Source organism: Telluria sp. GW821-FHT07G12 (assembly GCF_059418525.1).
The window spans coordinates 1,438,420-1,461,915 of the sequence record NZ_JBWKQA010000001.1; the positions used below are offsets into that span (position 1 = coordinate 1,438,420).

18 protein-coding genes and 1 tRNA gene are annotated in these 23,496 nt (G+C 61.1%); 11 read left to right on the forward strand and 8 right to left on the reverse strand.

Translation table 11 applies throughout. The annotated features are described in order from the left end of the window. Nucleotide 1: 1 nt before the first annotated feature. From hutC to AC07PE_RS06775, 5 genes are all read left to right on the forward strand, one after another. Nucleotides 2-721, forward strand: coding sequence for a histidine utilization transcriptional repressor HutC (gene hutC / locus AC07PE_RS06755; protein ID WP_498762627.1), 720 nt, complete (start codon nt 2-4; stop codon nt 719-721). Between the two features lie 304 nt (nt 722-1,025). Continuing rightward, a complete protein-coding gene (gene trxA, locus AC07PE_RS06760) occupies nt 1,026-1,352 on the forward strand; it encodes a thioredoxin TrxA (protein WP_498762628.1) in 327 nt (108 codons plus the stop codon). Nucleotides 1,353-1,483: 131 nt separating this feature from the next. After that, nucleotides 1,484-2,746, forward strand: coding sequence for a transcription termination factor Rho (gene rho / locus AC07PE_RS06765; RefSeq protein ID WP_047821459.1), 1,263 nt, complete (start codon nt 1,484-1,486; stop codon nt 2,744-2,746). 212 nt (nt 2,747-2,958) lie between these two features. Then, complete coding sequence (locus tag AC07PE_RS06770; protein WP_036170319.1) at nt 2,959-3,228, forward strand: type B 50S ribosomal protein L31; 270 nt, start codon at nt 2,959-2,961, stop codon at nt 3,226-3,228. 120 nt (nt 3,229-3,348) lie between these two features. Next, the gene (locus tag AC07PE_RS06775; protein WP_498762629.1) at nt 3,349-5,130 is read left to right on the forward strand and encodes an ArnT family glycosyltransferase; all 1,782 of its coding nucleotides are present in this window, start codon (nt 3,349-3,351) and stop codon (nt 5,128-5,130) included. Nucleotides 5,131-5,202: 72 nt separating this feature from the next. On the opposite strand, the gene AC07PE_RS06780 is transcribed toward AC07PE_RS06775, so the two are convergent. Then, nucleotides 5,203-5,790: an FxDxF family PEP-CTERM protein gene (locus AC07PE_RS06780; protein ID WP_498762630.1), complete on the reverse strand. Its 588-nt coding sequence runs from the start codon at nt 5,788-5,790 to the stop codon at nt 5,203-5,205. Nucleotides 5,791-6,087: 297 nt separating this feature from the next. On the opposite strand from AC07PE_RS06780, the gene AC07PE_RS06785 reads away from it, so the two are divergent. Then, a complete protein-coding gene (locus tag AC07PE_RS06785) occupies nt 6,088-6,537 on the forward strand; it encodes a hypothetical protein (RefSeq protein WP_498762631.1) in 450 nt (149 codons plus the stop codon). Nucleotides 6,538-6,639: 102 nt separating this feature from the next. On the opposite strand, the gene AC07PE_RS06790 is transcribed toward AC07PE_RS06785, so the two are convergent. Beyond that, nucleotides 6,640-8,598, reverse strand: a complete 1,959-nt coding sequence (locus tag AC07PE_RS06790; protein ID WP_498762632.1) for an APC family permease — start codon at nt 8,596-8,598, stop codon at nt 6,640-6,642. A gap of 121 nt (nt 8,599-8,719) precedes the next feature. Between AC07PE_RS06790 and AC07PE_RS06795 the strand changes: the two genes are divergently transcribed. Both AC07PE_RS06795 and AC07PE_RS06800 read left to right on the forward strand, forming a co-directional pair. Then, a tRNA-Leu gene (locus tag AC07PE_RS06795) sits at nt 8,720-8,804 on the forward strand. A 164-nt stretch (nt 8,805-8,968) separates the two neighbouring features. Beyond that, nucleotides 8,969-10,201, forward strand: coding sequence for a tyrosine-type recombinase/integrase (locus AC07PE_RS06800; RefSeq protein ID WP_498762633.1), 1,233 nt, complete (start codon nt 8,969-8,971; stop codon nt 10,199-10,201). Between the two features lie 32 nt (nt 10,202-10,233). Here AC07PE_RS06800 and AC07PE_RS06805 read toward each other — a convergent pair whose 3' ends face one another. The 3 genes from AC07PE_RS06805 to AC07PE_RS06815 all read right to left on the reverse strand — a co-directional run bounded on the left by AC07PE_RS06805 (nt 10,234) and on the right by AC07PE_RS06815 (nt 14,527). Beyond that, on the reverse strand, nt 10,234-11,070 hold the full coding sequence (locus tag AC07PE_RS06805) for a toll/interleukin-1 receptor domain-containing protein (RefSeq protein ID WP_498762634.1): 837 nt from the start codon (nt 11,068-11,070) through the stop codon (nt 10,234-10,236). Between the two features lie 173 nt (nt 11,071-11,243). Then, nucleotides 11,244-12,062 (reverse strand): abortive infection family protein, encoded by an 819-nt coding sequence (locus AC07PE_RS06810; protein ID WP_498762635.1) that lies wholly within the window; start codon nt 12,060-12,062, stop codon nt 11,244-11,246. A 380-nt stretch (nt 12,063-12,442) separates the two neighbouring features. Next, on the reverse strand, nt 12,443-14,527 hold the full coding sequence (locus AC07PE_RS06815) for an AAA family ATPase (protein WP_498762636.1): 2,085 nt from the start codon (nt 14,525-14,527) through the stop codon (nt 12,443-12,445). A 584-nt stretch (nt 14,528-15,111) separates the two neighbouring features. Here AC07PE_RS06815 and AC07PE_RS06820 point away from each other — a divergent pair. Beyond that, nucleotides 15,112-15,357, forward strand: a complete 246-nt coding sequence (locus AC07PE_RS06820) for a helix-turn-helix transcriptional regulator (RefSeq protein ID WP_498762637.1) — start codon at nt 15,112-15,114, stop codon at nt 15,355-15,357. Nucleotides 15,358-15,797: 440 nt separating this feature from the next. Here the strand turns inward: AC07PE_RS06820 and AC07PE_RS06825 are convergent, their stop codons facing one another. The 3 genes from AC07PE_RS06825 to AC07PE_RS06835 all read right to left on the reverse strand — a co-directional run bounded on the left by AC07PE_RS06825 (nt 15,798) and on the right by AC07PE_RS06835 (nt 18,849). Beyond that, nucleotides 15,798-16,808 carry a methyltransferase gene (locus AC07PE_RS06825; protein WP_498762638.1) on the reverse strand — a complete coding sequence of 337 codons (1,011 nt, stop codon included), beginning with the start codon at nt 16,806-16,808 and terminating at the stop codon, nt 15,798-15,800. Between the two features lie 99 nt (nt 16,809-16,907). After that, the gene (locus AC07PE_RS06830) at nt 16,908-18,038 is read right to left on the reverse strand and encodes a sensor histidine kinase (RefSeq protein ID WP_498762639.1); all 1,131 of its coding nucleotides are present in this window, start codon (nt 18,036-18,038) and stop codon (nt 16,908-16,910) included. Nucleotides 18,039-18,108: 70 nt separating this feature from the next. Beyond that, on the reverse strand, nt 18,109-18,849 hold the full coding sequence (locus AC07PE_RS06835) for a substrate-binding periplasmic protein (RefSeq protein WP_498762640.1): 741 nt from the start codon (nt 18,847-18,849) through the stop codon (nt 18,109-18,111). 258 nt (nt 18,850-19,107) lie between these two features. Between AC07PE_RS06835 and AC07PE_RS06840 the strand changes: the two genes are divergently transcribed. Further along, nucleotides 19,108-22,464 carry an MHYT domain-containing protein gene (locus AC07PE_RS06840; protein WP_498762641.1) on the forward strand — a complete coding sequence of 1,119 codons (3,357 nt, stop codon included), beginning with the start codon at nt 19,108-19,110 and terminating at the stop codon, nt 22,462-22,464. Further along, nucleotides 22,461-23,471 carry a response regulator gene (locus tag AC07PE_RS06845; protein WP_498762642.1) on the forward strand — a complete coding sequence of 337 codons (1,011 nt, stop codon included), beginning with the start codon at nt 22,461-22,463 and terminating at the stop codon, nt 23,469-23,471. The genes AC07PE_RS06840 and AC07PE_RS06845 overlap by 4 nt, the downstream gene beginning before the upstream one ends. The last annotated feature ends 25 nt before the right edge of the window (nt 23,472-23,496 follow it).

The window sequence follows — 23,496 nt, forward strand, 5'->3', positions numbered from 1 at the left end:
TTTGGACGAACAGTTCGCGCAAGACGCCACGCCCATTTTTCAGCGCATCAAGGATTACCTGATGGGCGAGATCGCCTCCGGGCGCTGGAAGGAAGGCGACCTGGTCCCGTCCGAGCAGGCGCTGGTGCGCCAGTTCGGCGTCTCGCGCATGACCGTCAACCGCGCCGTGCGCGAGCTCACGGCGGAACAGGTGCTGACGCGGCGCCAGGGCGCGGGCACCTTCGTCGCGCCGCAAAAATACCAGGCCACGCTGGTCGAGATCCGCAATATCGCCGACGAGGTGCGCGCGCGCGGACACGCCCACAGCAGCCGCCCGCTGCTGCTGGAGCAGGCCCCCGCCGGCGAGGCGCTGGCCCTGCAGTTCTCGCTGGCGCCGGGCGCGCCGCTGTTCCACTCGGTGATCGTGCACCACGAAAACGACCAGCCGATCCAGATCGAGGACCGCTGGGTCAACCCGGCCTGCGCCCCTGCCTACCTGGACCAGGACTACACCCGCGTCACCCCGAACGAACACCTGATGGCGGCCGCGCCCCTGCAGGATGCGACCTATAGCATCGAGGCGCTGCCGGCGCCGCGCGAAGTCGCCGAGATGCTGGCCATCGCCGCCGGGGCCGCCTGCCTGGTGCTGCGCCGCCGCACCACCTCGCAGGGCAAGGTGGCGACGGTGGCGACCATGTGGCATCCGGGACAGCTGTATAAATTCACCGGCAGCGTGGGCTGAACATCGCTTGCAGTAAGGACCACGCAGTAAAATAAATCCGGCGATAAATGTGCACGCGACACTGTCGTCCGCGATAATGGAACCCGGTCAAACCGGCATCGCATCCCGGGCGCACTTGCGAGTCGCGCTAACGTGTTAAGATTTTGTACAAAGCTTGCGAACACGTTTCAGGAAAATCGGTTATTATTTCAGCTAACCCCCGCCTGACACCTCCTTGCAGCTCTTCCACTATTGAATATTGCACACAGTGTCTCCACCATTGTGCGTGCAGGCGTTAATTGACCTACCTCTCACTGAGGAAAACATGAGCGAAAACATCAAACACATCAGCGATGCATCTTTCGAAACCGACGTGCTGAAGTCCGAGCGCCCGGTCCTGGTCGACTTCTGGGCCGAGTGGTGCGGTCCTTGCAAGATGATCGCCCCGATCCTGGAAGAAGTCGCCAAGGAATACGACGGCAAGATCCAGATCGCGAAGCTGGACGTCGATGCGAACCAGGCCGTGCCGGCCAAGTTCGGCATCCGTGGCATCCCGACCCTGATCCTGTTCAAAAATGGCGTTGCAGCCGCGCAGAAAGTCGGCGCGATGGCAAAAGGCCAACTGACTGCTTTCATCGATAGCAACATCTGATACCATAGCCGGCGGCAGCGCGCCCGCGTTGCCGCCATTCCCGGGAAGTTGTCGACCTCGATATCTTCCCTTGTGTAACCCACGTAGTTCCCTCCCCTACCTTTACTTTCCCGTCACGGGACACCCGACACATGCACTTATCTGAATTGAAGGCAATGCACGTCTCCGCCCTTCTGGAGATGGCGATCAGCCTGGACATCGACAACGCAGCCCGCCTGCGCAAACAAGAACTGATGTTCGCGATCCTCAAGAAGCGCGCGAAACAAGGCGAGCAGATTTTCGGCGACGGCGCCCTCGAGGTGCTGCCGGACGGCTTCGGCTTCCTGCGTTCGCCGGATGCGAGCTACATGGCCTCGACCGACGACATCTACATCTCGCCGTCGCAGATCCGCCGCTTCAACCTGCATACGGGTGACTCGATCGAAGGGGAAGTGCGTACGCCGAAGGATGGCGAGCGTTACTTCGCACTGGTGAAGGTGGACAAGGTCAACGGCGAATCGCCGGAAGCCTCGAAGCACCGCATCCTGTTCGAAAACCTGACCCCGCTGCACCCGCAAGTGCCGCTGCGTCTCGAACGCGACATGAACGGCGCCGAAAACATCACCGGCCGCATCGTCGACCTGATCTCGCCGATCGGCAAGGGCCAGCGCGGCCTGCTGGTGGCCTCGCCGAAGTCCGGCAAGTCGGTCATGCTGCAGCACATCGCCCACGCGATCACCGCCAACCACCCGGACGTCACCCTGATCGTCCTGCTGATCGACGAACGTCCCGAGGAAGTGACCGAGATGCAGCGTTCGGTGCGCGGCGAAGTGGTCGCCTCGACCTTCGACGAACCGGCCACCCGCCACGTGCAGGTCGCCGAGATGGTGCTGGAAAAGGCCAAGCGCCTGGTCGAGATGAAGAAGGACGTCGTGATCCTGCTGGACTCGATCACCCGCCTGGCGCGCGCCTACAACACCGTGATCCCGGCCTCGGGCAAGGTGCTGACCGGCGGTGTCGACGCCAACGCCCTGCAGCGTCCGAAGCGTTTCTTCGGTGCCGCCCGTAACGTCGAAGAAGGCGGCTCGCTGACCATCGTCGCCACCGCGCTGATCGAAACCGGCTCGCGCATGGACGACGTGATCTACGAAGAATTCAAGGGTACCGGCAACATGGAGGTGCACCTGGAGCGCCGCCTGGCCGAGAAGCGCGTCTACCCGGCAATCAACCTGAACAAATCGGGTACCCGCCGCGAAGAGCTGCTGATCAAGCCGGACCAGCTGCAGAAGATCTGGATCCTGCGCAAGCTGCTGTACTCGATGGACGAGATCGAGGCGATGGAGTTCATCCTCGACAAGATGCGCGCGACCAAGAACAATGTCGAGTTCTTCGACATGATGCGTCGCGGCGGTTAAGCGCCAACGCTGCAATCGCATGCGCAAGGCGGCCGGAAGGCCGCCTTTTTGTTTTCTGCACCACGTTCCTGTGGCGGCAAAGTTGCCTCGCGGCGGCGGGTCGTCTATAATCTCCGGTTCTTTACCACCGTGGCAAGTGATCGGCAATCGGGTCAAGAAGCAGCAAGACCGACGAAGTGCCTTTTGGCTACCAATTTAACCGAGGCAATACCATGAAAACCGATACCCATCCGGATTACCGCGAAGTCGTCTTCCACGACCTGTCCTGCGATTTCAAATTCATCACCCGTTCGACCATCAACACCCGCGAAACCATCGATTTCGAAGGTAAGCAATACCCGCTGGTCAAGATCGAGGTGAGCGCTGAATCGCACCCGTTCTTCACCGGTAAGCACAAGATCGTCGACACCGCTGGCCGCGTTGAGAAATTCCGCCAGAAGTTCGGTTCGGTCGGCTCGAAGACCAGCGTCGCCAACGGCTAATTCCCCGGCGAGCGAACACTCGGAAGCCTGTTGGCTTTCAGGAAAGGAAGCCTTGGGGCTTCCTTTTTTTTTGCCGCTATACTACGCGACATTATTCCAGCGAATCACGCAACACTATCGATGAAACCAGTCCGCCTCCCCGCCGCCGCCACCCTCGCGCTGCCACGATGGGCCTTGTACGCACTTGGCCTGTTGTACATCCTGCCGGGCCTGATCGGCCGCGATCCGTGGAAGGACGATGCCGCCAGCTTCGGCATCATGTGGACCATGGCCCACGGCAGCTTCAGCGACTGGCTGCTGCCGAACATCGCCGGCCTGCCCTCGCCCGAAGAAGGGCCGCTGGCCTTCTGGCTGGGCGCGCTGTGCATCAAGCTGTTCGGCTGGCTGCTGGGCGACGTGCTGGCGGCGCGCATGTCGATCATCGGCATCTTCGTGCTGGGCACCGTATCGCTGTGGCAGACCGCATTCCGCCTGGGCCGGCGCTCCGAAGCCCAGCCGCTGCGCCTGGCCTTCGGCGGCCAGCCCGAACCCGACGACTACGGCCGCACCCTGGCCGACACTGCCGTCCTGATCTACCTGGGCTGCCTGGGCCTGCTGCTGCAGAGCCATGAGACGCTGGCCGTGACCCTGCAGGGCTCGCTGCTGGCCTGGTTCCTGTACCGCTCGGTGCGCTATATCGAGGACGCCTCCCGGCGCAACGCGGCGCTGACCGGCCTGGTACTGGGCGCGCTGGCGCTGACGCGCGGCTTCGCCTCCCCCATCGTGCTGCTGGGCGCGCTGTTCCTGTGCACCCGCTTCCTGAAGCTGCCCCCGCGCCCCGTGCTGCGCGACCTGGGCGTGGCCGCCGGCACGGCCTTCCTGGTGATGCTGGTCTGGATCCTGCCCGCGCTGCTGGCCCATCCCTATAACCAGTCGCCGGTGGGCGAATGGCTGGCCTGGAACGCCAGCCAGCTGGGCATGCCGACCTGGTTCTCGATCAAGGCATTCTTCCGCGTCGGCATCTGGTTCTGCTGGCCGGCCTGGCCCTTCGCCGCCTGGGCCGCCTGGGCCTGGCGCCGCCAGCGCGGCATGCTGCACATCATCCTGCCGACCTGCTTCGTCGGCCTGCTGGTGCTGCTGGTGCTGTGCGACCCGGTGCCGGAAAACGGCGACCTGCTCAAGCTGCTGCCGCCGATGGCGCTGATGGCGGCCTTCGGCCTGCCGACCATGAAGCGCGGCACCATCAATGCCATCGACTGGTTCTCGGTGATGGTCCTGACCCTGTTGGGCGCCCTGGTATGGCTGTTCTGGATCGCCAAGCTGACCGGCTGGCCGGCCCAGTTCGCCAAGAACGCGCTCAAGCTGGTGCCTGGCTTCCATCCCGAATTCGGCATCGTCGCCTTCATCGTCGCGGCGGCTGCCACCGCCGGCTGGTTCGTGCTGGTGCACTGGCGCCTGTCGCGCCAGCCTTCGGTGCTATGGCGCGCCGTGGTGCTGTCGTCCGGCGGCCTGATCCTCCTGTGGGTGCTGCTGATGACCCTGTTCCTGCCGGACCTGAATTACGCCCGCAGCTATGCCTCGGTGGCCCAGCAGATCGCGGCGCGCCTGCCGGCCGGCGCCGACTGCATCGAGACCAATGTCGGCCCGGCGCAGCGCGCTTCCTTCGCCTACTTCGGCCACCTGCCCTTCGCCGGCCTCGATGGCCGCAAGTGCAGCTACCTGCTGCTGCAGGACAGCCTCAGGAAGACCGCGGAAAGCGCACGCAGCGATGCCGCCCGGCAGAGCGTGCTCCAGACCGGCGACGGCCCGCGCGGCGGCGAAGTGGTGCTGGAAGACTTCCGCCCGCGCGACTGGACCCTGCTGTGGGAAGGCCGCCGCCCATCGGACCGTGACGAGCGCTTCCGCCTGTACCAGCGGCGTTGATCGATCGTCGTCGCCAAAAAGAAAAAGCCACCCGCCGGGTGGCTTTTTTACATCCATGACGCGTCGCGCCGTTCAGATCTTGCGCGGCACCAGCTTGCGGCGGCTCGCCATGCCGAGCAGGCCCAGGCCGGCCAGCAGCATGCCCCAGGTCTGCGGTTCCGGCACCGCCGACACGACCAGGTCGCCGCCGAAAGCCCCGCCGCCCGCGCCCAGCACCCGTCCGTCCACTTTCAGGGCGTAAGACCCGGTGACCAGGTCATAGGCCGACAGCGACCACGAATCGGTCGGATGCGAGCCGAAGCCGGTTTCGTTGATGCCGGCGATGGCCGTGCCCAGCATCGTCATGGTCGACGGATCGTAGCGGTACAGGCTGAAGCCCGTGATCAGCAGGTCCTTGGTCTGCGGGGTGTTGAGGTAGGAGGAAGTGACAGAAGCCGCAGCGTCGAAGGGCGAACCGATGCTGAAGGTGAAGATGTCGCTGAAGCTGCTGCCGACGGTCGAGGCCGCGAAGGTATCGCCGAAATGCGCGTTGAAGCCGCCCACGCCGTCGCCCACTGTCACTAGCGGAACGGTGCGGTCGATCGCCTGCGCGGCGGCGCCTTGGGAGGCGAACGCCGCGCCCGCGATGAGGGCGCTTAAAACGAGAGATTTCAGTTTCATGATAGTTCCTGAGGTAAGTTGTCGGTACTTAGGGACTTACTATCCGGGGAGCCGGCGTATTGACACCGATCCGTGATAACAGCATAAGTTCACGCTTACCTCTCAACTGTTAGATTGCGCACAAATCTCAGCCGTTTTTCATCCGATAGTGGTATTTTTGGCCCAATAATTTCCCAAGTGAAAACACTTCATTCTCGGCAAGGACTCGCTTGAGGAAGATCAATTCCTCGCGGTCCTGAATTATCAGAATGATGGATGTGCCCGCTATCCCGCGGCATCGCCAGCCAAGGAGCCATCATGAAAAGCGTGACGTTTTCCGATATAGAGCGCGTCCCGGAACAGGCGCGCCGCCCCTCTCCCCTGGGTTCGCCGCAGCGCCTGATGTGGCTGGCGCTGACGCTGGCGCTGGGCCTGTCGGCGCTGATGTTCGGCCTCCGCCAGGTGGACCCGGGCGCGCCGCTGGCCTACATCGTGGTGCCGGTGCTGGCAGGCGGCCTGCTGCCGATGATGACCATGATGCCGGGCCGCTTTCAGGTGACGACCCGCTTCGACGCCTGCCACCTGGTCGTCACGCTGGACGATGCGCTGGGCCGCCTCGGCTATGTGCCGGCCGAACGCTCACCGGGCGCCGTGCGTTACCGCGCACGCGGCGGCAAGGAAATCGCCGTGACCGTGCGCGCCCATGCCCTCGAAGTCACCGGCCCGGTGCCGGCCCTGCGTGCGCTGCGCCGGCAGATGGACCGCTAACAAGAGCGTCTCACAAAATTCTCAGGGCAAGGCGCATCGTCGAAGACAGTACGCCAGTACGGCGAGACGATGCAACGCCGCCATGAGGATTTTTGAGGCGCTCTACACCTTCATCGGCAGGATCACCATCTGTAATCCCTCAAGGTGCAGGCGGCGCTGGACAGCGAGCGCCGCCTGGTTGTGCAGCAGCCGGGTGAACCAGTTATCCGATGCGAAGATCAGCTTACTGGTGAAGAAAATCGAATTCGGATACTCGCGGTTGATCTGCTCGCACATGCGGGTCACCTCCTCCACCGCATCGGTGCCGAAGCCGATGTAGGACGCCGATGCCATCCCGTGGCTCTGGCAGAAGTCGACGAAGTATTCCAGCGTCTCCGCCGCATTCTCCCGCATCTTTTCCAGCGCGCCCTCGCCGCCGTAGGCAAGCGCATCGACCGTGCGCGCGTTCACGAACAGGAAGTTCTTGAAGTGGCCCGGGAACATGCGCAGCACCCATAGCAGTGCATGCAGGCCGCCGCCGCGCGAGGTGCCGACGATGAACACCGCCGTCTGCGCCTCCGGCGCCGGATCGACCGACTCCTTTATCGGCCCGAAAGGCTGGTCCTCGAACACCTGGTCCACCGACTGGATGGCGCGCTTGGTCTCGCGGTAGTGGTTGCGGATGAAGATGCACAGGCCGGCGATGGCGGCGATGATCAGGGCGGTGGCCCAGCCCCCTTGCGTGAAGCGCTCGACCAGCAGGATCGCGAGGATGCCGGCGCAGATCACGAAGCCGGTCAGCGACAGCAGGAAGCGCCGCACCCAGCGCTCGTCCTTGCGGTGGCGCCACCAGTACAGGCACAGCCCGAACAGGGAGATGGCAAAGGTCAGGAACACCGAAATCGAATACAGCACCACCAGCAGCGTGACCTGGCCGCCGGTCCAGAACAGGATCGCCAGCGCGGCGATGCCCATCACCAGGATGCCGTTCTGGGTCACCAGGCGCGTCGACAGGTAGCGGAACTGGTGCGGCACCCAGGAGTCGGACGCCATGTTCGACAGCACCGAGGGGCCGCCCAGGAAGCCGGTGTTGGCGGCCACGAACAGCAGGCCCGCCTCGAAGGCCAGCACGACGGCCAGCAGCACCTGGTTCAGCACCTCGCCTTTCATTCCCATGCTGGCGATGATGCTGCGGAAGGTGGTGGCATTCAGGGTCTCGCCGGCCACCGGCTGCGCGTTCCACAGCAGGTACAGGAGGATGATGCCGCCGGCGGTAATCGCCAGCGACAGCGCCATGTAGAACATCGTCATCTTCCCGGTGCGCACGCGCGGCTCGGCCAGCAGGTTGACGTTGTTCGACACCGCCTCCAGGCCTGTATAGGTGCCGCCGCCCTGCGAATACGCCAGCAGCAGCATGCCGGCCACGCCGGTCCAGCCGATGCCGCCTGCCAGCTCGCGCGTCTCGAGCATCGTGCTCGGGATCAGGCCGGGCAAATGCGAGGCATGGGCGACGATGCCGTACACGATCAGCACCAGGTGGGTGGCGACGAAGCCGAGGAAGATCGGCAGCAGGATCTGGATCGCCTCCTTCAGGCCGCGCAAATTCATCACGATCAGCAGCGCGATGAAGAAAGCCTCGGCCCACAATTTATAGGGCTGGAAGCCGAGCGGCAGGAAGGACGCCAGCGCGTCGACCCCGGATGCGATCGAGATCGCGATGGTCAGCACGTAATCGAGGATCAGGGCACAGCCCGAGACCAGCCCCAGATAGGGCCCAACCAGCTGGGTGGCGACGCGGTAGCCCCCGCCCCCGGTCGGGAACAGCTCGATCACCTGGTTGTAGGCGAGCGCGATGATGAACACGGTGACCGCGGTGGCGACCGCCATGTACAGGCCGAGGTGGGTATGCGCGCCCAGCGCGCGGAAGGTCTCTTCGGGGCCGTAGGCGGACGAGGACAGGCCGTCCGCGCCCAGCCCGACCCAGGCCAGGAAGGCCACCAGCGCCATCGAATGGCGGGTCTCGCTCTGCATCGGGTCGAGCGCTTTGCCCAGGATGATTTCGCGTATCTTCTTGTTCTTCATCGTGCGCGCCGCACTGCGGGCGGCCGGTTCTCAAGGTAGGCGAGATCATACGCTGGAACCGGGCACACGCGCACTGGTCTTTTTGGCATCGCATGTGCTAAGATGCGCGCCTGCGCTTGCAGCCTCTGTGGCGGAATTGGTAGACGCACTTGACTCAAAATCAAGCGCCGAAAGGCGTGCCGGTTCGATTCCGGCCGGAGGCACCACTTACTCATCCGTAGTAATCCAGCGAAGTCCATGAAACCGCGTTTCTCCCTCTGGGGGCGCGGTTTTTTTGTGCGCCGACGTTTGAGCTCGTCCATCACCAGCCATAGTTTTTGTATCCATACTTTGTTCACGGATACCGAACGCCAAACGTCATGGATCTAAAATGCCCAAGCTCTGCGCCCCGCTGACGGATACCGCCATTCGCAACGCCAAGCCCCGAGACAAGACCTATACCCTGGGAGACGGGGAAGGCATGTACCTCGAGGTCATGCCAAACGGGACACGATTCTGGCGCATGGCCTATCGGCAGCCGAACGGCAAGAAAAACCGGCTGACGTTCGGGAAATATCCGGAGGTGTCGCTCGCGGAGGCGCGCGACAAGCGGCTGGCAGCCCGAAAGCAGCTGGCACAAGGGGTCGATCCTGGGCGGACCAAGCGCGAAGAAAAGCAGGCCAGGGAAAAGGCAGCACTGAATACCTTCGAGGCGGTTGCCCGCGCATGGCTGGCCAGGACTGCAGCCGAGCGGGCCGCCAGCACGCAAGAAAAGAACACCGCCTGGCTCGAACGGAACATTTTTCCTTCTATCGGCGCCCTGCCCATCTCCACTATCAAGCCATGGGACGTGTTGAGCGCACTTCGTGTCATCGAGAAGCGAGGCGCGATTGAGTCTGCGCACAAGATCAAGCAGCTGTGTGGCCAGGTATTTCGGTTCGCGGTAGCGTGTGGCCTCGCGGATCGCGATATGACGGTAGACCTGCGTGGCGCATTGTCAGCGGTCCCGGAAGCGCACTATGCCGCGATCACCGATCCTAAGGAAGCGGCGGAACTGTTACGTGCTATCGACGCTTACAACGGCCATGCGTATGCCGTTGCCTCGCTCAAGCTGGCGCCGCTGGTTTTCGTTCGGCCTGGGGAGCTGCGATCCGCCGAGTGGTCCGAGATCGATCTCGATGCGGCTGAATGGCGCATCCCTGGCTCGAAGATGAAGATGGGGCAGGATCACATCGTGCCGCTGGCGACGCAAGCCGTCACGCTGCTACGTGAGCTCCATTCGATGACAGGACATGGCAAGTTTGTCTTCCCTAGCGTTCGCACCAGTACACGCTGCATGAGTGAGAACACGGTCAACGCGGCCCTGCGCGGCATGGGCTACGGCAAGGACGTGATGACCGGCCATGGCTTCCGCGCGATGGCCCGCACGATCATGGATGAAGTGCTGGGGGAACGGGTGGATTTAATTGAGCATCAGCTTGCACATGCCGTGAAAGATCCTAACGGGCGCGCTTACAATCGCACGGCGCATCTGCCTGCCCGGCGATTGATGATGCAGCGTTGGGCAGACTACCTTGACTCAATCAAAGAAGTGGTAGCACTCTCGGCGACTAACGAAATTTGATAACGGCACGCTATCATGTTAAGCCGGTATAACTATTCCATATCAATAGGGCGATTCACGTCGTAGGGCCCCTTTTCATAAAGCTCGGCAGCCCATTTTCTTACGATCTTACTACGTAGGGATGGCAAAACTATATCGATAGGCTTACCGGCACGATACGCAGCCTCCACCATATCTATTTCATTCTTTCGAAGTACTTCGGGCGAGGGGCGAATCATTGTATTACTTAACACAGGTATTGTGTCCCAAACCCGTCCGATCTCTGCATTTGTAAACGAATCCTGCACTCTTTCAATGTTGCGTATCCGACCAGACAAACCGCGCACGCTTTCGAGAATCTGTGTCAACATCTCATCTTCCGAAGGAGGCTGTACGTTTTCCTCCGGTGGATTCTGCTCTATTAGCAAAGCAAACTTACGTTGAAACTGAGGATAATACGTATCGAACACCTCGCGAAGAATTCGATCATCCAGTCTCTTTTCAAGCGTGGAGTTCAAGGTAATGACCAGATTCCAAAGTCCGTCCGCATCCGGTTTGGTGTGATTAAACTGCGCAAGAGGGTCTTGAATATCGGCGGGCTCCAAATCGACGAGGAAGGTGCAGACTCTGCTAGTGCTGAGCCCTTTAGCCAGTGCACCAGCCTCGAACAGAATCCACGGCTTGTTTTTGTTCGCCTGAGTCAGGCAGACAATACCGACTGAAGTGTTGGATAACCCGCTGTTGATCTCGGAGAACCACAGTGCTCCACGGTCGATGTCGCGCGTCGAGATCCAGGGTTCGGAGGCTTGAATAACGCACTTTGTCCAATCGCGAAGCAACTCCGCTGCAGCGCGGCTACGTGCACCTGACCAGCTAAAAAAAACCTTCATATCATTCTTTCAAATTGGCAATGTTATAAGTCTAATGCAATTGCTATGTGGACAAACTGAAAGCACGCATGCGCTAATCATGGGAATTTAGACACGGTCCGTAGGCGGCTCTCAATTGAGAGCAGATCATAAAGAGCAGAAAATCTGTCTTAACATTCAAATAGGTTCTCAGCTTAGAAGACTTTGCGTTGCCACGACTCTAAGATAAACAGCGTCGCGGTATGGGCACTGTGAATTGCTAGGCGAGCGTGTCTGGGCTCAAGCTTATATTGCTTTTTCCCAGCACCATGGGCCGAGCTTGCATGAGTGCGTAAAGCCCCGATTCCTTCTACGATAGCGAAAAGCCCGGTTAGAATGACTTGAAGATCTTGGTCTTCAACGGTACCAGGATCAAATCCAAGGTCCTTGCGGACCACTGACCAAACAGACTTAAGATCTTGTTTTGATGGAGTATCAAGACCTCGATCCGAAATGTAAACCTTGCACACACTCTCGAGAATGTTGCTCGCGGCTGAGACTGCTTCTCTTGGACTTCGCGCTACATTCGCCAATGCTCTGCTGAATTCTTGATCAATTGCGGGCAACTCACGGTCACGGATATAACTTTCCAGCGCTTTTGATGGTGTACCGAGCGTTCCCGAGATCATGCCCCCACGAACATACTGGAGGTCGTAACGAGCCAGTGCCTTACGGATTTTTTCCTGGTCATCTGTCTCGGTTCGTGACATCCCGTTGCCGAAGGGACTAGGCTCAGGTGGTGCCTCTTCCATATACCCCTCTATCAATCTGCCCAAGACGTCTAGCGGCTGAACTGCTTCGTCTCGATTGATGCGACGAAGCCATTCTTGAGCCTTCACCCACTTACTGCCTTCCGGCGGTTCACCTGGTGCGCCGGCATGCATGAACAAATTGTCCAGCGATGCATGCGTGGTGCGTTGTGAAAGTATTTCTGCAACGGCAGCAATAATTGGTGCTGAAATCTGCTTGCGCATTAAATACTATCCTTTTTAATTCTCAGGGATCACTTCCCATGGGCCCGATCCAACTTGACGTAGGAACTTCCCACCGTCCTCGCGTTGTACAGGAGTTACCGGAAAAATAAATTTTGTACCAAGAGGGTAACTCCGGCGTAACGCCTTGGAACACTGAACTCGCATTGAAGTCGGAAACGCCTGACCGGCTACTGGACGAACGCGGTACTCAGCAGAAGAGGGTTCTCCTTCATTTAGGAATGTCTCGACTATCACAAACAAAGATACCTCCTGCAGGAACGTAAATTGGAAACTAGCCAAAGGCAGTCTTTTATGGCCGAGTGCAGCCCTTTATAAGTGACCCCAAGCCGAAAGGAACTAAATTGATTACGCTTGTTGGCTCAGTCAGCAAACCGTTCAAAGGACTCAAACATCGCCACCCATTGCTCGACAAGGCTCGCGTCAACTTCGGCAATTCCTTTTATGAGAAGGGTTTGCTTTACGCGCTTAGCTACCTCGACTTTCCAACCCAGAGACAACTCAACTCCCTCTTTTTGAGCCCATCGTTCAACTTGGGGGACAATCGGGAGGCCGCTCTCAGCGCTATCCTCGAACGACTGATCGGTATTCCTGTATAAGCGATCAATAGCTTGAACAAACCAACGTTGCGGCACTAGGTCTTCGAGTTCAGAGCTTTTAAAACCAACAAAGCTGTCTGTCGATAGAACTTTATCCTTAGCGTATTGATACAGACTAGTGCCAAGCTCCTTCGCCATCTTTGCCCCCATTTCATCTCCATCAAGCAAGACAACCGGCAATTTGTCATCACGTCCGGTAAGAATACTGGCGATAATGCGTAAGGTCTTCGTTCCCCCTGCAGGAGGAAAAACGAGCTCGCGACGAGGAGAGATTTTTCCAGCGCCAATTAAGAGAGCCTTGAACATTGTAAGGTAGTGTTGGTCTGATGCACCTTCTACAACTACAGGTGAACAGCCAAGTAACAAACTCTCAGCGACACTAAGATTGAGGGCCGAGTAAACGGCGTAGGCCGCACCTGCTTGGGCCGCGTCAGCACCAGACTGCCGCAAATTAGGTGAGCATTGTGTCGAACCGTCGGCAGCGACTAGTACTTTGCGAACACGATCAAGCCGGTCGGCATCAACCAGGAAGGGGGAATGTGTAGTGTAAATAATCTGGTTCGTTTGAGCTAGTCCGTCAAAAAATTTCGACAAGTCGCGCTGAGCCAAAGGATGTAGTGACAAGCCAGGTTCATCCAGCAGCAGTACCGCATTCTCATGCGACGCTTGGCTTTCCACCAAAAATACGAGGTAAAAGCTGAGAAACCATTGTAGACCGGTACTTCTGCTTTCAAGCTCAACTTCCTCTGGTCGGCGGTCGTCAGAGACCCAGATACGGAAGTGGTCGCCATCAGCTTCAAAGCGGAAACGATAGTCACCTTGCTTCCACCAAGATTTAAATTGCTCAGTAAGCACCGTAGAAGCAGATTGAAGGAGAATGGATCGTTGTCGCTTCTTTTCGGCTATTGTTTCAATTTCAGCAGTCGTTGGCTCGCGATTCGGGTCACGGAAATCACGCCCCAGCTCAAGAATTTCGGATGGTTGAAGGCGGACAAAATTAAATAGGACCTTAAGTGTCCGGGCCTTCGCTGCCTCTTTAGCGCCTAAGTCGGTCCTTTTAAGGTTCTGAACAACATGAGGAAGATAGATTTCTGAGTCTAGATTACCGTAGTTTGAATAATAAACAAATTTAGGTAGCGCCTTCACGATTTTCTGTTTAACTCCGCCAACCTCTTCAGGTACAGGTCGACGTAGCTCCGCTAACCAGCAATCTATCTTTTCTAAAGTCTGCGTCGCGCGTGGAACCAGCACAGATGTTTTCGCTGGATGCTCTGGAATTGTATTTTTTAATGCTTCAGCAGCAGCAACTAGCCGTAACTCGTCCCACTCACTATCAACACCCTCAACCAACTTTTTCACTTCAGCGAGCAATGCAGCTTTAACGCTTTCTTCTTGCTTTAAAGGCTCGATTTCCCGTGCAAGTGCTTCCAAGCTTTCGAAGGCTTCGCGAACGATTTGCGCAGGAATAGATGCGATTGGAACATATTCAGGAAAAGTTACTTCATGTCGCCCATCGTAATAACGCTGAACCTGTACAATTGTTACCTTCTCGATAGGCAACCCGGTAAGCGTAGCAAGCTCTTGGGCTAGGTCCTCAGTCGAAAATTCGGCAGTAATAAATTTGTAATTCGCTGGGTTTTCGCGAATTTCGCCAAACATACGTTTAGGGTAATCCGCCGTGGGCTGCAACTCGCCTTCTTGGGCTGGACTCATTTTCCAAAGCGGTATTAGAAGGTTTGTTTTACCAGATTCGTTGACTCCAATAAGCGCCGTGACATTCTCCGCATCGATCCAGCCACTGTCTTTTACAGACCTGAAATTTGTAACTCGGTACTTGATCAGCTTCATCTACCCCTCGTTTCGCTATATAATCCGGCGCATTGCAATGACCCGGCCATCAGAGCCAACTTTCGTTAATATCGTGCACTACATCGACAAAACAACAGGTTGCACGGCTATAAAGTATCACCGTTTTCACTTATCCATGGAATCAACGGTTTTACTCGATAGGCATATACGGATCGGACGTTCACTATAATTCAACATTCGCTTTTGGTTACCCGCAGACCTCATGGCAGCTCAGTGTACGATTGTGTTGCTCAAACAGCAAGCAGGAAGGCACTACGCCACTGACTGACTACCACCCGCAGCCGCAAGGGACAAGGACCGAATGTTTGATCTCGAAGAGATTAAACATTTAAGACGTCAGTCTATCCTGCCCTCCAAAACCAAATCCAAAAACCCTGCTTTCAACACGTCGAATCCAGCTTAATGACGCTTACATAAGTACCAGCGCAATGTTGGGCTCGCTACCGACGGCACACTGCAATCTGCATCGCAGCCGCGCTAACTGACCCGTGAAGCGCCGGCGACACCTGCGATCCTGCCAAGCGGCTGCGATGCTTCTTTCCAATCTCACATTGGAGGCGTACATGGATCAGCAAACGGTCAATGTTGCGGTTGAACGCCGTGCGTCGAGCAATCGCGCCGACGTTCGGTTCCTCAGATTGAAGGAGGTGCTCGCCATCTGCGGCAAGTCGCGAAGTAGCGTCTATGACGCAATAAAGAAAGGAGACTTCCCCAAACCTGTGAAGCTCAGCGGAAGGTCGTCCGCATGGATCAAAAGCGAAGTCGACCAGTGGGCAGTCGACTGCATTCGCGCCCGCCGACAGGACTGAAGACCTTCAGAGGCTGCGTGATCGCGCAAGACATGCAAACCGCAGCCAGCCAAGCTCGAGCAACTTGCATGCAAGCAGGCCAAAAAGTTCGTCATGACGAACTTTTTGAGAATTTCGTCGCGACGAAATTTTCGGCCCGATCAGCCGCGACGCCAGCCATTCGGCCGTGTCAAACAAAGCGAACCTGAACCGGCAGCACAGGTCAAACCTGTACCACGAGCTTCCGCAAACGAAAACCGCACCCATACCCTGAACGGCTGTGTATCCATGAGTGTATCCACGTCACAGATGAGCTTGCCAAGAAAACCCAGCAGCCAAGCAGCTGCCGGCGAACTCATCGATTCCGGCCGGAGCACCAACAGCTTGCAATCTGCAGTCCCCGCACCGCCGTCCGGGCGGCATCCGCCGTTCACGCTCGGCCAGATGCCTTCCCGGTCGATTCAGGCGCTCCGCTTGCAGTACAGGTAGGACACGTCGAACAAGCTCGAATCGACGATTTCCCCGATCTCCAGTCCCGCTTTTCCGCACAGTGCACGCCATTCGGTGGAGTTACGAACGCGGCCCTCGGTCCACACGCGCTGCTCGATGTTGCGCGTATGCAGAAACTGAGGATTGGTCGCGGCATTTCCGGTATCCATCAGCCCTTCGATAATGACCAGTGTCGCGTCTGCCGTCATGGCGCCGGCGATCGAACTCAGGATCGACACGACGTTGCCATCATCCCAGTCATGCAACACATGCTTGATCAGGTAGAGTTGCGAACCGCCGGGCACGCTGGCAAACATGTTCCCGCCGACGAAATCGCAGCGGCCTTGCAGACCGCGCGCTTCAATCCGCGCATTGGCCGCGCCGGTATTCCGAGGCTGGTCGTAAATCACGCCATGCAAGGCCGGATGCTCGTCGAGCAGGCTGCATACCAGGCTGCCCGTTCCGCCCCCGACGTCGAGAAGAGAGGCAGCGTTTCCGACCTTGAGCTCCTTGACGATGGCCGGGATGTGAACCTGGTCGGTCACCTGCGCCATGTATTCGACAAAGTACTCATGTTGCGTCTTGTCTTTGCCGTAATAATCCCAGATCGGTGCGCCGAGCGCTGCCTCGAACGCATTGCTGCGCGTCGCCGCGTAGCCGTCCAGCTTCGTAAAGGCAGGGTTCAATTGCTCGCCCCACACCATCAAATACGAGCGCAGCCAGGATTTTGCACGCTTGGTAAGCAGCAGGCCCGGCTTGGCAATACCGTAGGCATCGCCCTTTATCTTCAGGAAGCCGCAAGCGGCGGCAAGCGGCAACAGGTCGCGCAGTACGGCTTCATCGAGGCCCGCTTCCCGTGCCAATGCATCGGCCGACTTGTCCTGGCCCAGCACACGGTCGAAAATCTCATGCTTGGTCAGCACGTACAGAGCATTGGCTGTGTAGGCGTGCTGGATCATGTCGTAGATGTGGGGAGTACTCATGCCTGATACCTATTGAAGAGAAGGCAGCATTGTAGCGCGGCGCGGCGGAATGCCGGCCGAGCGCCACGATGCCTCCCGAGTTATCTAACGGTCAACAAACTAGACCGCCTGCTCCTGATACGGCCGCGCATCCACCGGCACATCGATCACGAACACGGTCCCGGACTCCGCATCGCTGAACACCACCGCGCTGCCGCCATGGCTTTTCGCCACCGTGCGCACGTAAGGCAGGCCCAGGCCCCAGCTGCCGGTCGGCGATTCGCCGGCGTCGGTCGAGCGCACGAACTGCTGGAAGATGGCCTCGGATTCGCCCGCAGGGATCGGCCGGCCCTGGTTGTGCACGGAGATCACGACGCGCGCATTGTCGAGGCCCAGCCGGATGTCGATCGGCGTGCCGGTGTCGCCGTACTTCTGGGCGTTGTTGAGCAGGTTTTCCAGCGCGCGCTCGAGCGCCGGATGGCTCCACCAGCCGCTTACGGCGACGCCTTCCACGCGCACGTTCGCGCCCTGGTAGTCGCGGGCGCGCTGGGCCACCGATTCGACCAGGGCCAGCATGTCGAACTCGCTCAGGGCCAGCTTGAGGCGGTCGCCCGACTGGATCGCCAGCGCGTCCAGCAATTCCTTCAGCATGCTCGTCAGGCGCTCGCCGTTCTTGGCGATGCGGCCGGCCCAGTCGGCGATCGCGGGCGGCGGGTCGAGGCGCAGGATCAGCTGCGCGCCCATTGCGATGTTCGAGACCGGCTGGCGCAGGTCGTGCGCGAGCGCGCCGGCGACGCGTTCGCGCAGCGAGTTCGCGGCCACGAAGAAGGCGCGCACGCTCTCGCGCACGGCCATGTCGATGGTCAGGTGCAGGGCCCGCCGTTCGGGACCGGTCAGGGGCACCTGGTGTGCGTCCAGCACGTCGAACAGCACGCTGCGGAAGACCTGGAATTCGGCCAGGATGGCCTCGGCGTCGTAGTCGGTCAGGTTGGCCCGCTCGATGCCGTGCTCGGCGCCGACGGCCGAAACGTCGATGCCGTCGCGGCTGAAATAGGCCGGCATCAGGATCGCGCACAGGCGCTCGTACAGCACCGGCATGGTATCGATCAGCACCGGCTGGCTCAGATTCCCGGCGCGCGGCAAGGATTCGCGCAACTGCGCTTCCCACACGCGCAGGACCCCGTCGCGCAGCGCCAGCATCTGGACGGAGGCGACCGAGAAGCGGTCGGTCGGGATGAGGGAAGCCGTCACAAATCCTCTGGGATCGAACTTGCAGGCTTTCATCATACCTAAACGACCCGCGTCGGGTCGCACGCGCAACTCAGCGGCGCTGCGGCATGCCGTAGTCGTCGTAGCGGTGCATGATGCGCCGCAGGGTGCCGTCGTGCTCCATGGTCTCGAGTGCGGTGCTCATGCGCGTCGTCAGCTCGTCGGGCACGGCGCGGTTGCAGGCGAGGTAGACGCGGATATTGTTGAAGACCAGGACCGGCACGATCTTGCCGGCATAGCCCATGCGCTCCAGGGCGACACTGCCGCGGCGGATGCTGGCGGCCCAGAGGTCGATGCGGTTCGCCATCAGCTTGCGCGGATTGAGCAGGTCGTTCGGCGCCGGATCGACGTCGAAGCCGCGCCCACGCAGGTAGAGGTCGCGCGCATCGCCGTTGTAGGTGCCGATGCGGTAGTGGCGTGCATCGTCCAGGCTGTCCAGGTGCAGATTGCGGTCGGCGCGCCCCATCAGGACCCAGTCCGCCTCGCCGATCGGGCCGACCCACTTGAACAGGGCCTCGCGCTCAGGGGTGCGGGTGGTGGAGAATACACAGGTGTCGTGGCGCTCGAGCGCGGCGGTGTAGGCGCGCTTCCAGGGCAGCAGCTCGATCGTGTGGTCGATGTGGGCGCGAACCATGATCTCGCGCACGGTGTCGGCGTCGATGCCGACCACGCGCTTCCCTTCCAGCATGCTGTGCGGCGCTGCCTCGGTGGTGAGGTACAAGCGCGGCGCCGGCTGTGCCTGTGCAGCGGCGCAGCCGAGGGCAAGCATTGCGGCAAAAATGGTTGTTTTCATTCGCATAGCGTACCCAGTGCCAAGGCTGCCAGCGGCAGCGACCTTGCATCCAGCATACCAGCAACATATAAGGCGCGGCAATCCATAGCAACTCGACAATTTTCATCAAATTGGTGGCGCTCGCGCGACAACTCTCTCCATTTGTAACGCCCTGTCTTCCCGGCGACAACATTTTCCTGCAAGAAAGTGACATACTGGCGTGCCCGCCGCCAAAAATATCGTCATATTCATCAAATTATGCTGTTTTCATTATTTAACGTGCCCGACGACCCATCCCTGCTCAGCTACGGGATGTATACGCCTGGCCTGGTGATCCTGTCGGTGCTGGTGGCGATCTTCGCCTCCTGGATGGCGCTGCTGATCGCCGGCCAGGCCGCCGTCAACCGCAGCCAGCGCTGGATCGTGCTGGGCAGCGGCAGCCTGGCGCTGGGCACCGGCGTATGGGCCATGCACTTCATCGGCATGCTGGCTTTCGACCTGTGCACCGACGTCGACTACGACCCGGTCACCACCATCATCTCGGGCGTGCCGAGCATCGCCGCCTCCTTCGTCGCGCTGTGGCTGATCGCGCGCGAGCGCCTGGGCGGCTGGGGCCTGCTGGCGGGCGGCGTGGTGGTCGGCGCGGGCATTGGCGTGATGCACTACGCCGGCATGGCGGGCATGCAGATGGGCCTCGAGCTGCATTACGACCTCTGGATGTTCCTGACGTCGATCGTGGTCGCGGTGGTGCTGGCCACGCTGGCGCTGTGGGTCCGCTTCGGCCTGTCGAATCTGTCGCACCGCCTGAGCGAAGGGCGCCGCATCTTCCTGGCGGCCGTCGTGATGGGCTGCGCCATCGCCGGCATGCACTACACCGGCATGGAAGCCGCACGCTTCGTCGGACAGGTCTCGCTGACCGCGCAAAAGACGCGCTCCGACACCTTCCTGGCACTGGCGATCACCCTGATCACCATGGCTTTCGCCGTCTTCGTCCTGGGCGCCAACGGCCTGCTGCGCTACCGCCAGCTGTTCCAGGAGCTGTCGCGCAGCGAAGCCTGGATGCGCGCCCTGCTGACCACCACCGTGGACGGCGTCATCACGGTGGACGCCGAGGGCACCATCGTCGAATTCAATGCCGCGGCCGAGCGCATCTACGGCTGGCAGCGCGACGAGATCGTCGGCCGGCACATCCGCACCATCATCGGCGACGAGGAAGGCTCGGCGCGCGCCGGCCTGCTGCGCGCGCTGGAGACGGGTGAGATCACGGCGGCCGCCAGGAGCGCCGACGTCAGCGGCCGCCGCAAGGACGGCAGCATCGTGCCGGTCCGCCGCGCGGTCGGCCATGCGCGCCTGGACAACCAGGACCTGTTCGTCTGCTTCATCACCGACATCACCGAGCGCCGCGCGATGGAACAGGCGATGCGCGCCAGCGAGCAGCAATTCCGTTCGCTGATCGGGAACATCCCCGGCATCTCCTACCGCAGCCTGCTCGAAGGCGACCGCCCGCTGGTCTTCATCAGCGACGCCGTCGAACGCATCACCGGCTATCCCGGCAGCGACTTCATCGCCCGCCAGCCCGGCGCCAAGGCGCGCCGCAGCTTCGATGGCCTGATCCACGCTGCCGACCGCGTGCAGGTCATGGAGGCCATCTCTTCGGCCCTGCGTGAAGACCGTCCCTATCTGGTCGAATACCGCCTGCTGCATGCGGACGGCAGCGTGCGCTGGTTATGGGAAAACGGCACCGGCGTGCGCAACGACGACGGCCAGCTGCAGTGGCTGGACGGCGTGATCCTCGATATCACCGAGCGCCGCGAGATGGAAGACGCGTTGCGCGAAGCGAAGGAAACCGCCGAGCAGGCCGCCGCCGCGCGCGCCAGCTTCGTGGCCAACATGAGCCACGAGATCCGCACGCCGATGAACTCGATCCTCGGCTTCACCGACGTGCTGCTCGACGGCGAGCTTGGATCCGAACAGCGGCGTCACCTCGATACGATCCGCAGCGCCGGCCGCGCGCTGCTGCGCCTGCTGAACGAAATCCTCGACACCGCCAAGCTGGAAAAAGGCGCGGTCGAACTCGAACAGAACGACTACAACCTGCTGTCGCTGATCGACGAGCTGTCGTCGACCCTGGCGGCGAATGCGCGCGCCAAGGGCCTGCACGTCGACATCCACTACGACCCGGCGCTGCCGACCTGCCTGCGCGGCGACGAGCTGCGCGTGCGCCAGGTGCTGACCAACCTGCTCGACAACGCGATCAAGTTCACCGAAAAAGGCAGCGTCACCCTGCGCGCCGAGCTGCAGGGCGAGCAGCTGCACTTCGAGGTGAAGGACACCGGCATCGGCATCGCGCCGGAACGCCTGCAGGCGATCTTCGATCCCTTCACCCAGGCCGACGCTTCGATGACGCGCCGCTTCGGCGGCACCGGCCTTGGCACCACGATCAGCAAGCAGCTGGTCGAGCTGATGGGCGGCCGCATCTGGGCCGAGAGCGAACCGGGCCAGGGCACGACCTTCCACGTGGTGCTGCCGCTGCTGCTGGCGCGCTTCGCGCCGCAGCAGCCGCGCGTGCGCACCCCGGCCGCCCTGCCGCCGCTGCGCGTGCTGGTGGCCGACGACGTGCCGCAGAACCAGGAACTGCTGCAGCTGCTGCTGGCGCGCCGCGGCCACACCATGACCTCGGCCAGCGATGGCGCCCAGGTGGTCGAACTGGCCGGCCGCGACGAGTTCGACGTGATCCTGATGGACTTCCACATGCCGGTCATCGACGGTCTCTCGGCCGCGCGCCTGATCCGCCAGCGGGAAGAAAGCAGCGGCCGCAAGCGCGTGCCGATCATCGCGACCACCGCCAGCGTGCTGGCCGAGCACCGCCGCGCCAGCGCCGACGCCGGCATGGACGGCTTTGCCGGCAAGCCGGTCGACTGGTTCTCGCTGTCGCACGAGATCGCACGGGTGCTGGGCCTGGGCAGCGCCCAGCCGGATCCGGACCTGCCGGCCCAGGAACGCATGGCGCTGAACCGCCAGGCCGGCCTGCGCCGCTGGAGCAGCAAGGAAGACGCCTACCTGGAGGCGCTGGCGCATTTCGAAGCCCAGCATGCCGGCGCCGCGCAGGCATTGGCCGCCCAGGCATCCCAGGCCGACTACCGCGCAATGCGCATGCTGGCGCACAAGGTGCGCGGCGTGGCCGCCAACCTCGGCCTGGAACTGCTGGCCGATGCCCTCGGCAAGCTCGAAGGCCTGGTCGACGGCGATAGCGGCAAGCTGTATCCGGGCGCGGAAGAAGCACTGCACGATACGCTGGCCCAGCTGGCCGTGCTGCTGGACGGCGCGCTGGCGGAAATCCGCGCGGCCCAGCCTCTGCCTTCTTCCGTCAAGCCGGCGCAGGCGGTGCGTCCGGGCGTCGACCTGGAACGCGCCAGCCGTGCCGGCAAGGTCCTGCGCGAGGCCCTGCGCCGCGGCGGCCTGGACGACGCCGCCTCGGCCGGCCTGGCGGCCGCGCTGACCGGCCATCCGCTGGCGACGCGCGCGGCCCAGGTGCACGCGGCGATCGCCGATTTCGATTTTGACTTGGCCCTGCAGCAGCTCGACGCCGTGCTGGGCGCCATTGACGACGACATGGCACAGGAGATGACCGAATGAACACCGTCAACCTTCCGCTGATCCTCGCGGTCGACGACGAAGCAAGCAACCTGCAGCTGCTGCGCCAGATCCTGCAGGACCACTACCGCCTGCGCTTCGCCAAGGACGGCCCGCGCGCACTGGAACTGGTGCGAGAGGAAGCCCCCGACCTGATCCTGCTCGACGTCATGATGCCGGGCATGAGCGGCTACGAAGTCTGCGCCGCGCTGAAGGCCGATCCGCGCACGGCGGGCATTCCGGTGATCTTCGTGACCGCCCTGACCGACACCGACGACGAGCTGGAAGGCTTCGAGGCCGGCGCGGTCGACTACATCACCAAGCCAGTCAGCCCGCCGATCGTGCGTGCGCGCGTGCGCACCCACCTGTCGCTGGTGCGCATGGAAGCGCTGCGTGAATCGCGCCTCGAGATCGTCCAGCGCCTCGGCCTGGCGGCGGAGTACAAGGACAACGAGACCGGCCTGCACGTGATCCGCATGAGCCACTTCTCGCGCATTCTCGGCCTGGCCGCCGGCATGAGCGAGGCGGAAGCCGACGACCTGCTGCACGCGGCGCCGATGCACGACGTCGGCAAGATCGGCATCCCCGACCGCATCCTGCAGAAACCCGGGCCGCTCGATCCGGACGAATGGAAAATCATGCAGAGCCACGCCGCCATCGGCGCGGAAATCATCGGCGACCACCCGAGCGGCATGCTGGCGCTGGCGCGCAACATCGCCCTCACCCACCACGAGAAGTGGGACGGCAGCGGCTACCCGAAAGGTTTAAAGGGGGAAGAGATTCCGCTGGAAGGCCGGATCACCGCGATCGCGGACGTGTTCGACGCCCTGACCTCGGTGCGGCCGTACAAGAAGGCGTGGACGGAAGAAGAAGCGCTCGAATTCCTGGTCAAGCAGAAGGGCATGCACTTCGACCCGGCGCTGGTGGATCTGTTCATTGCGCAGATGCCGGCGATCCGGGCGATCCGGGAGCGCTGGGCGGAAGATGCCCAGGAATTGAAAGCCGCGTAGTGCCGACGTGGGCACGGGGTGCCCA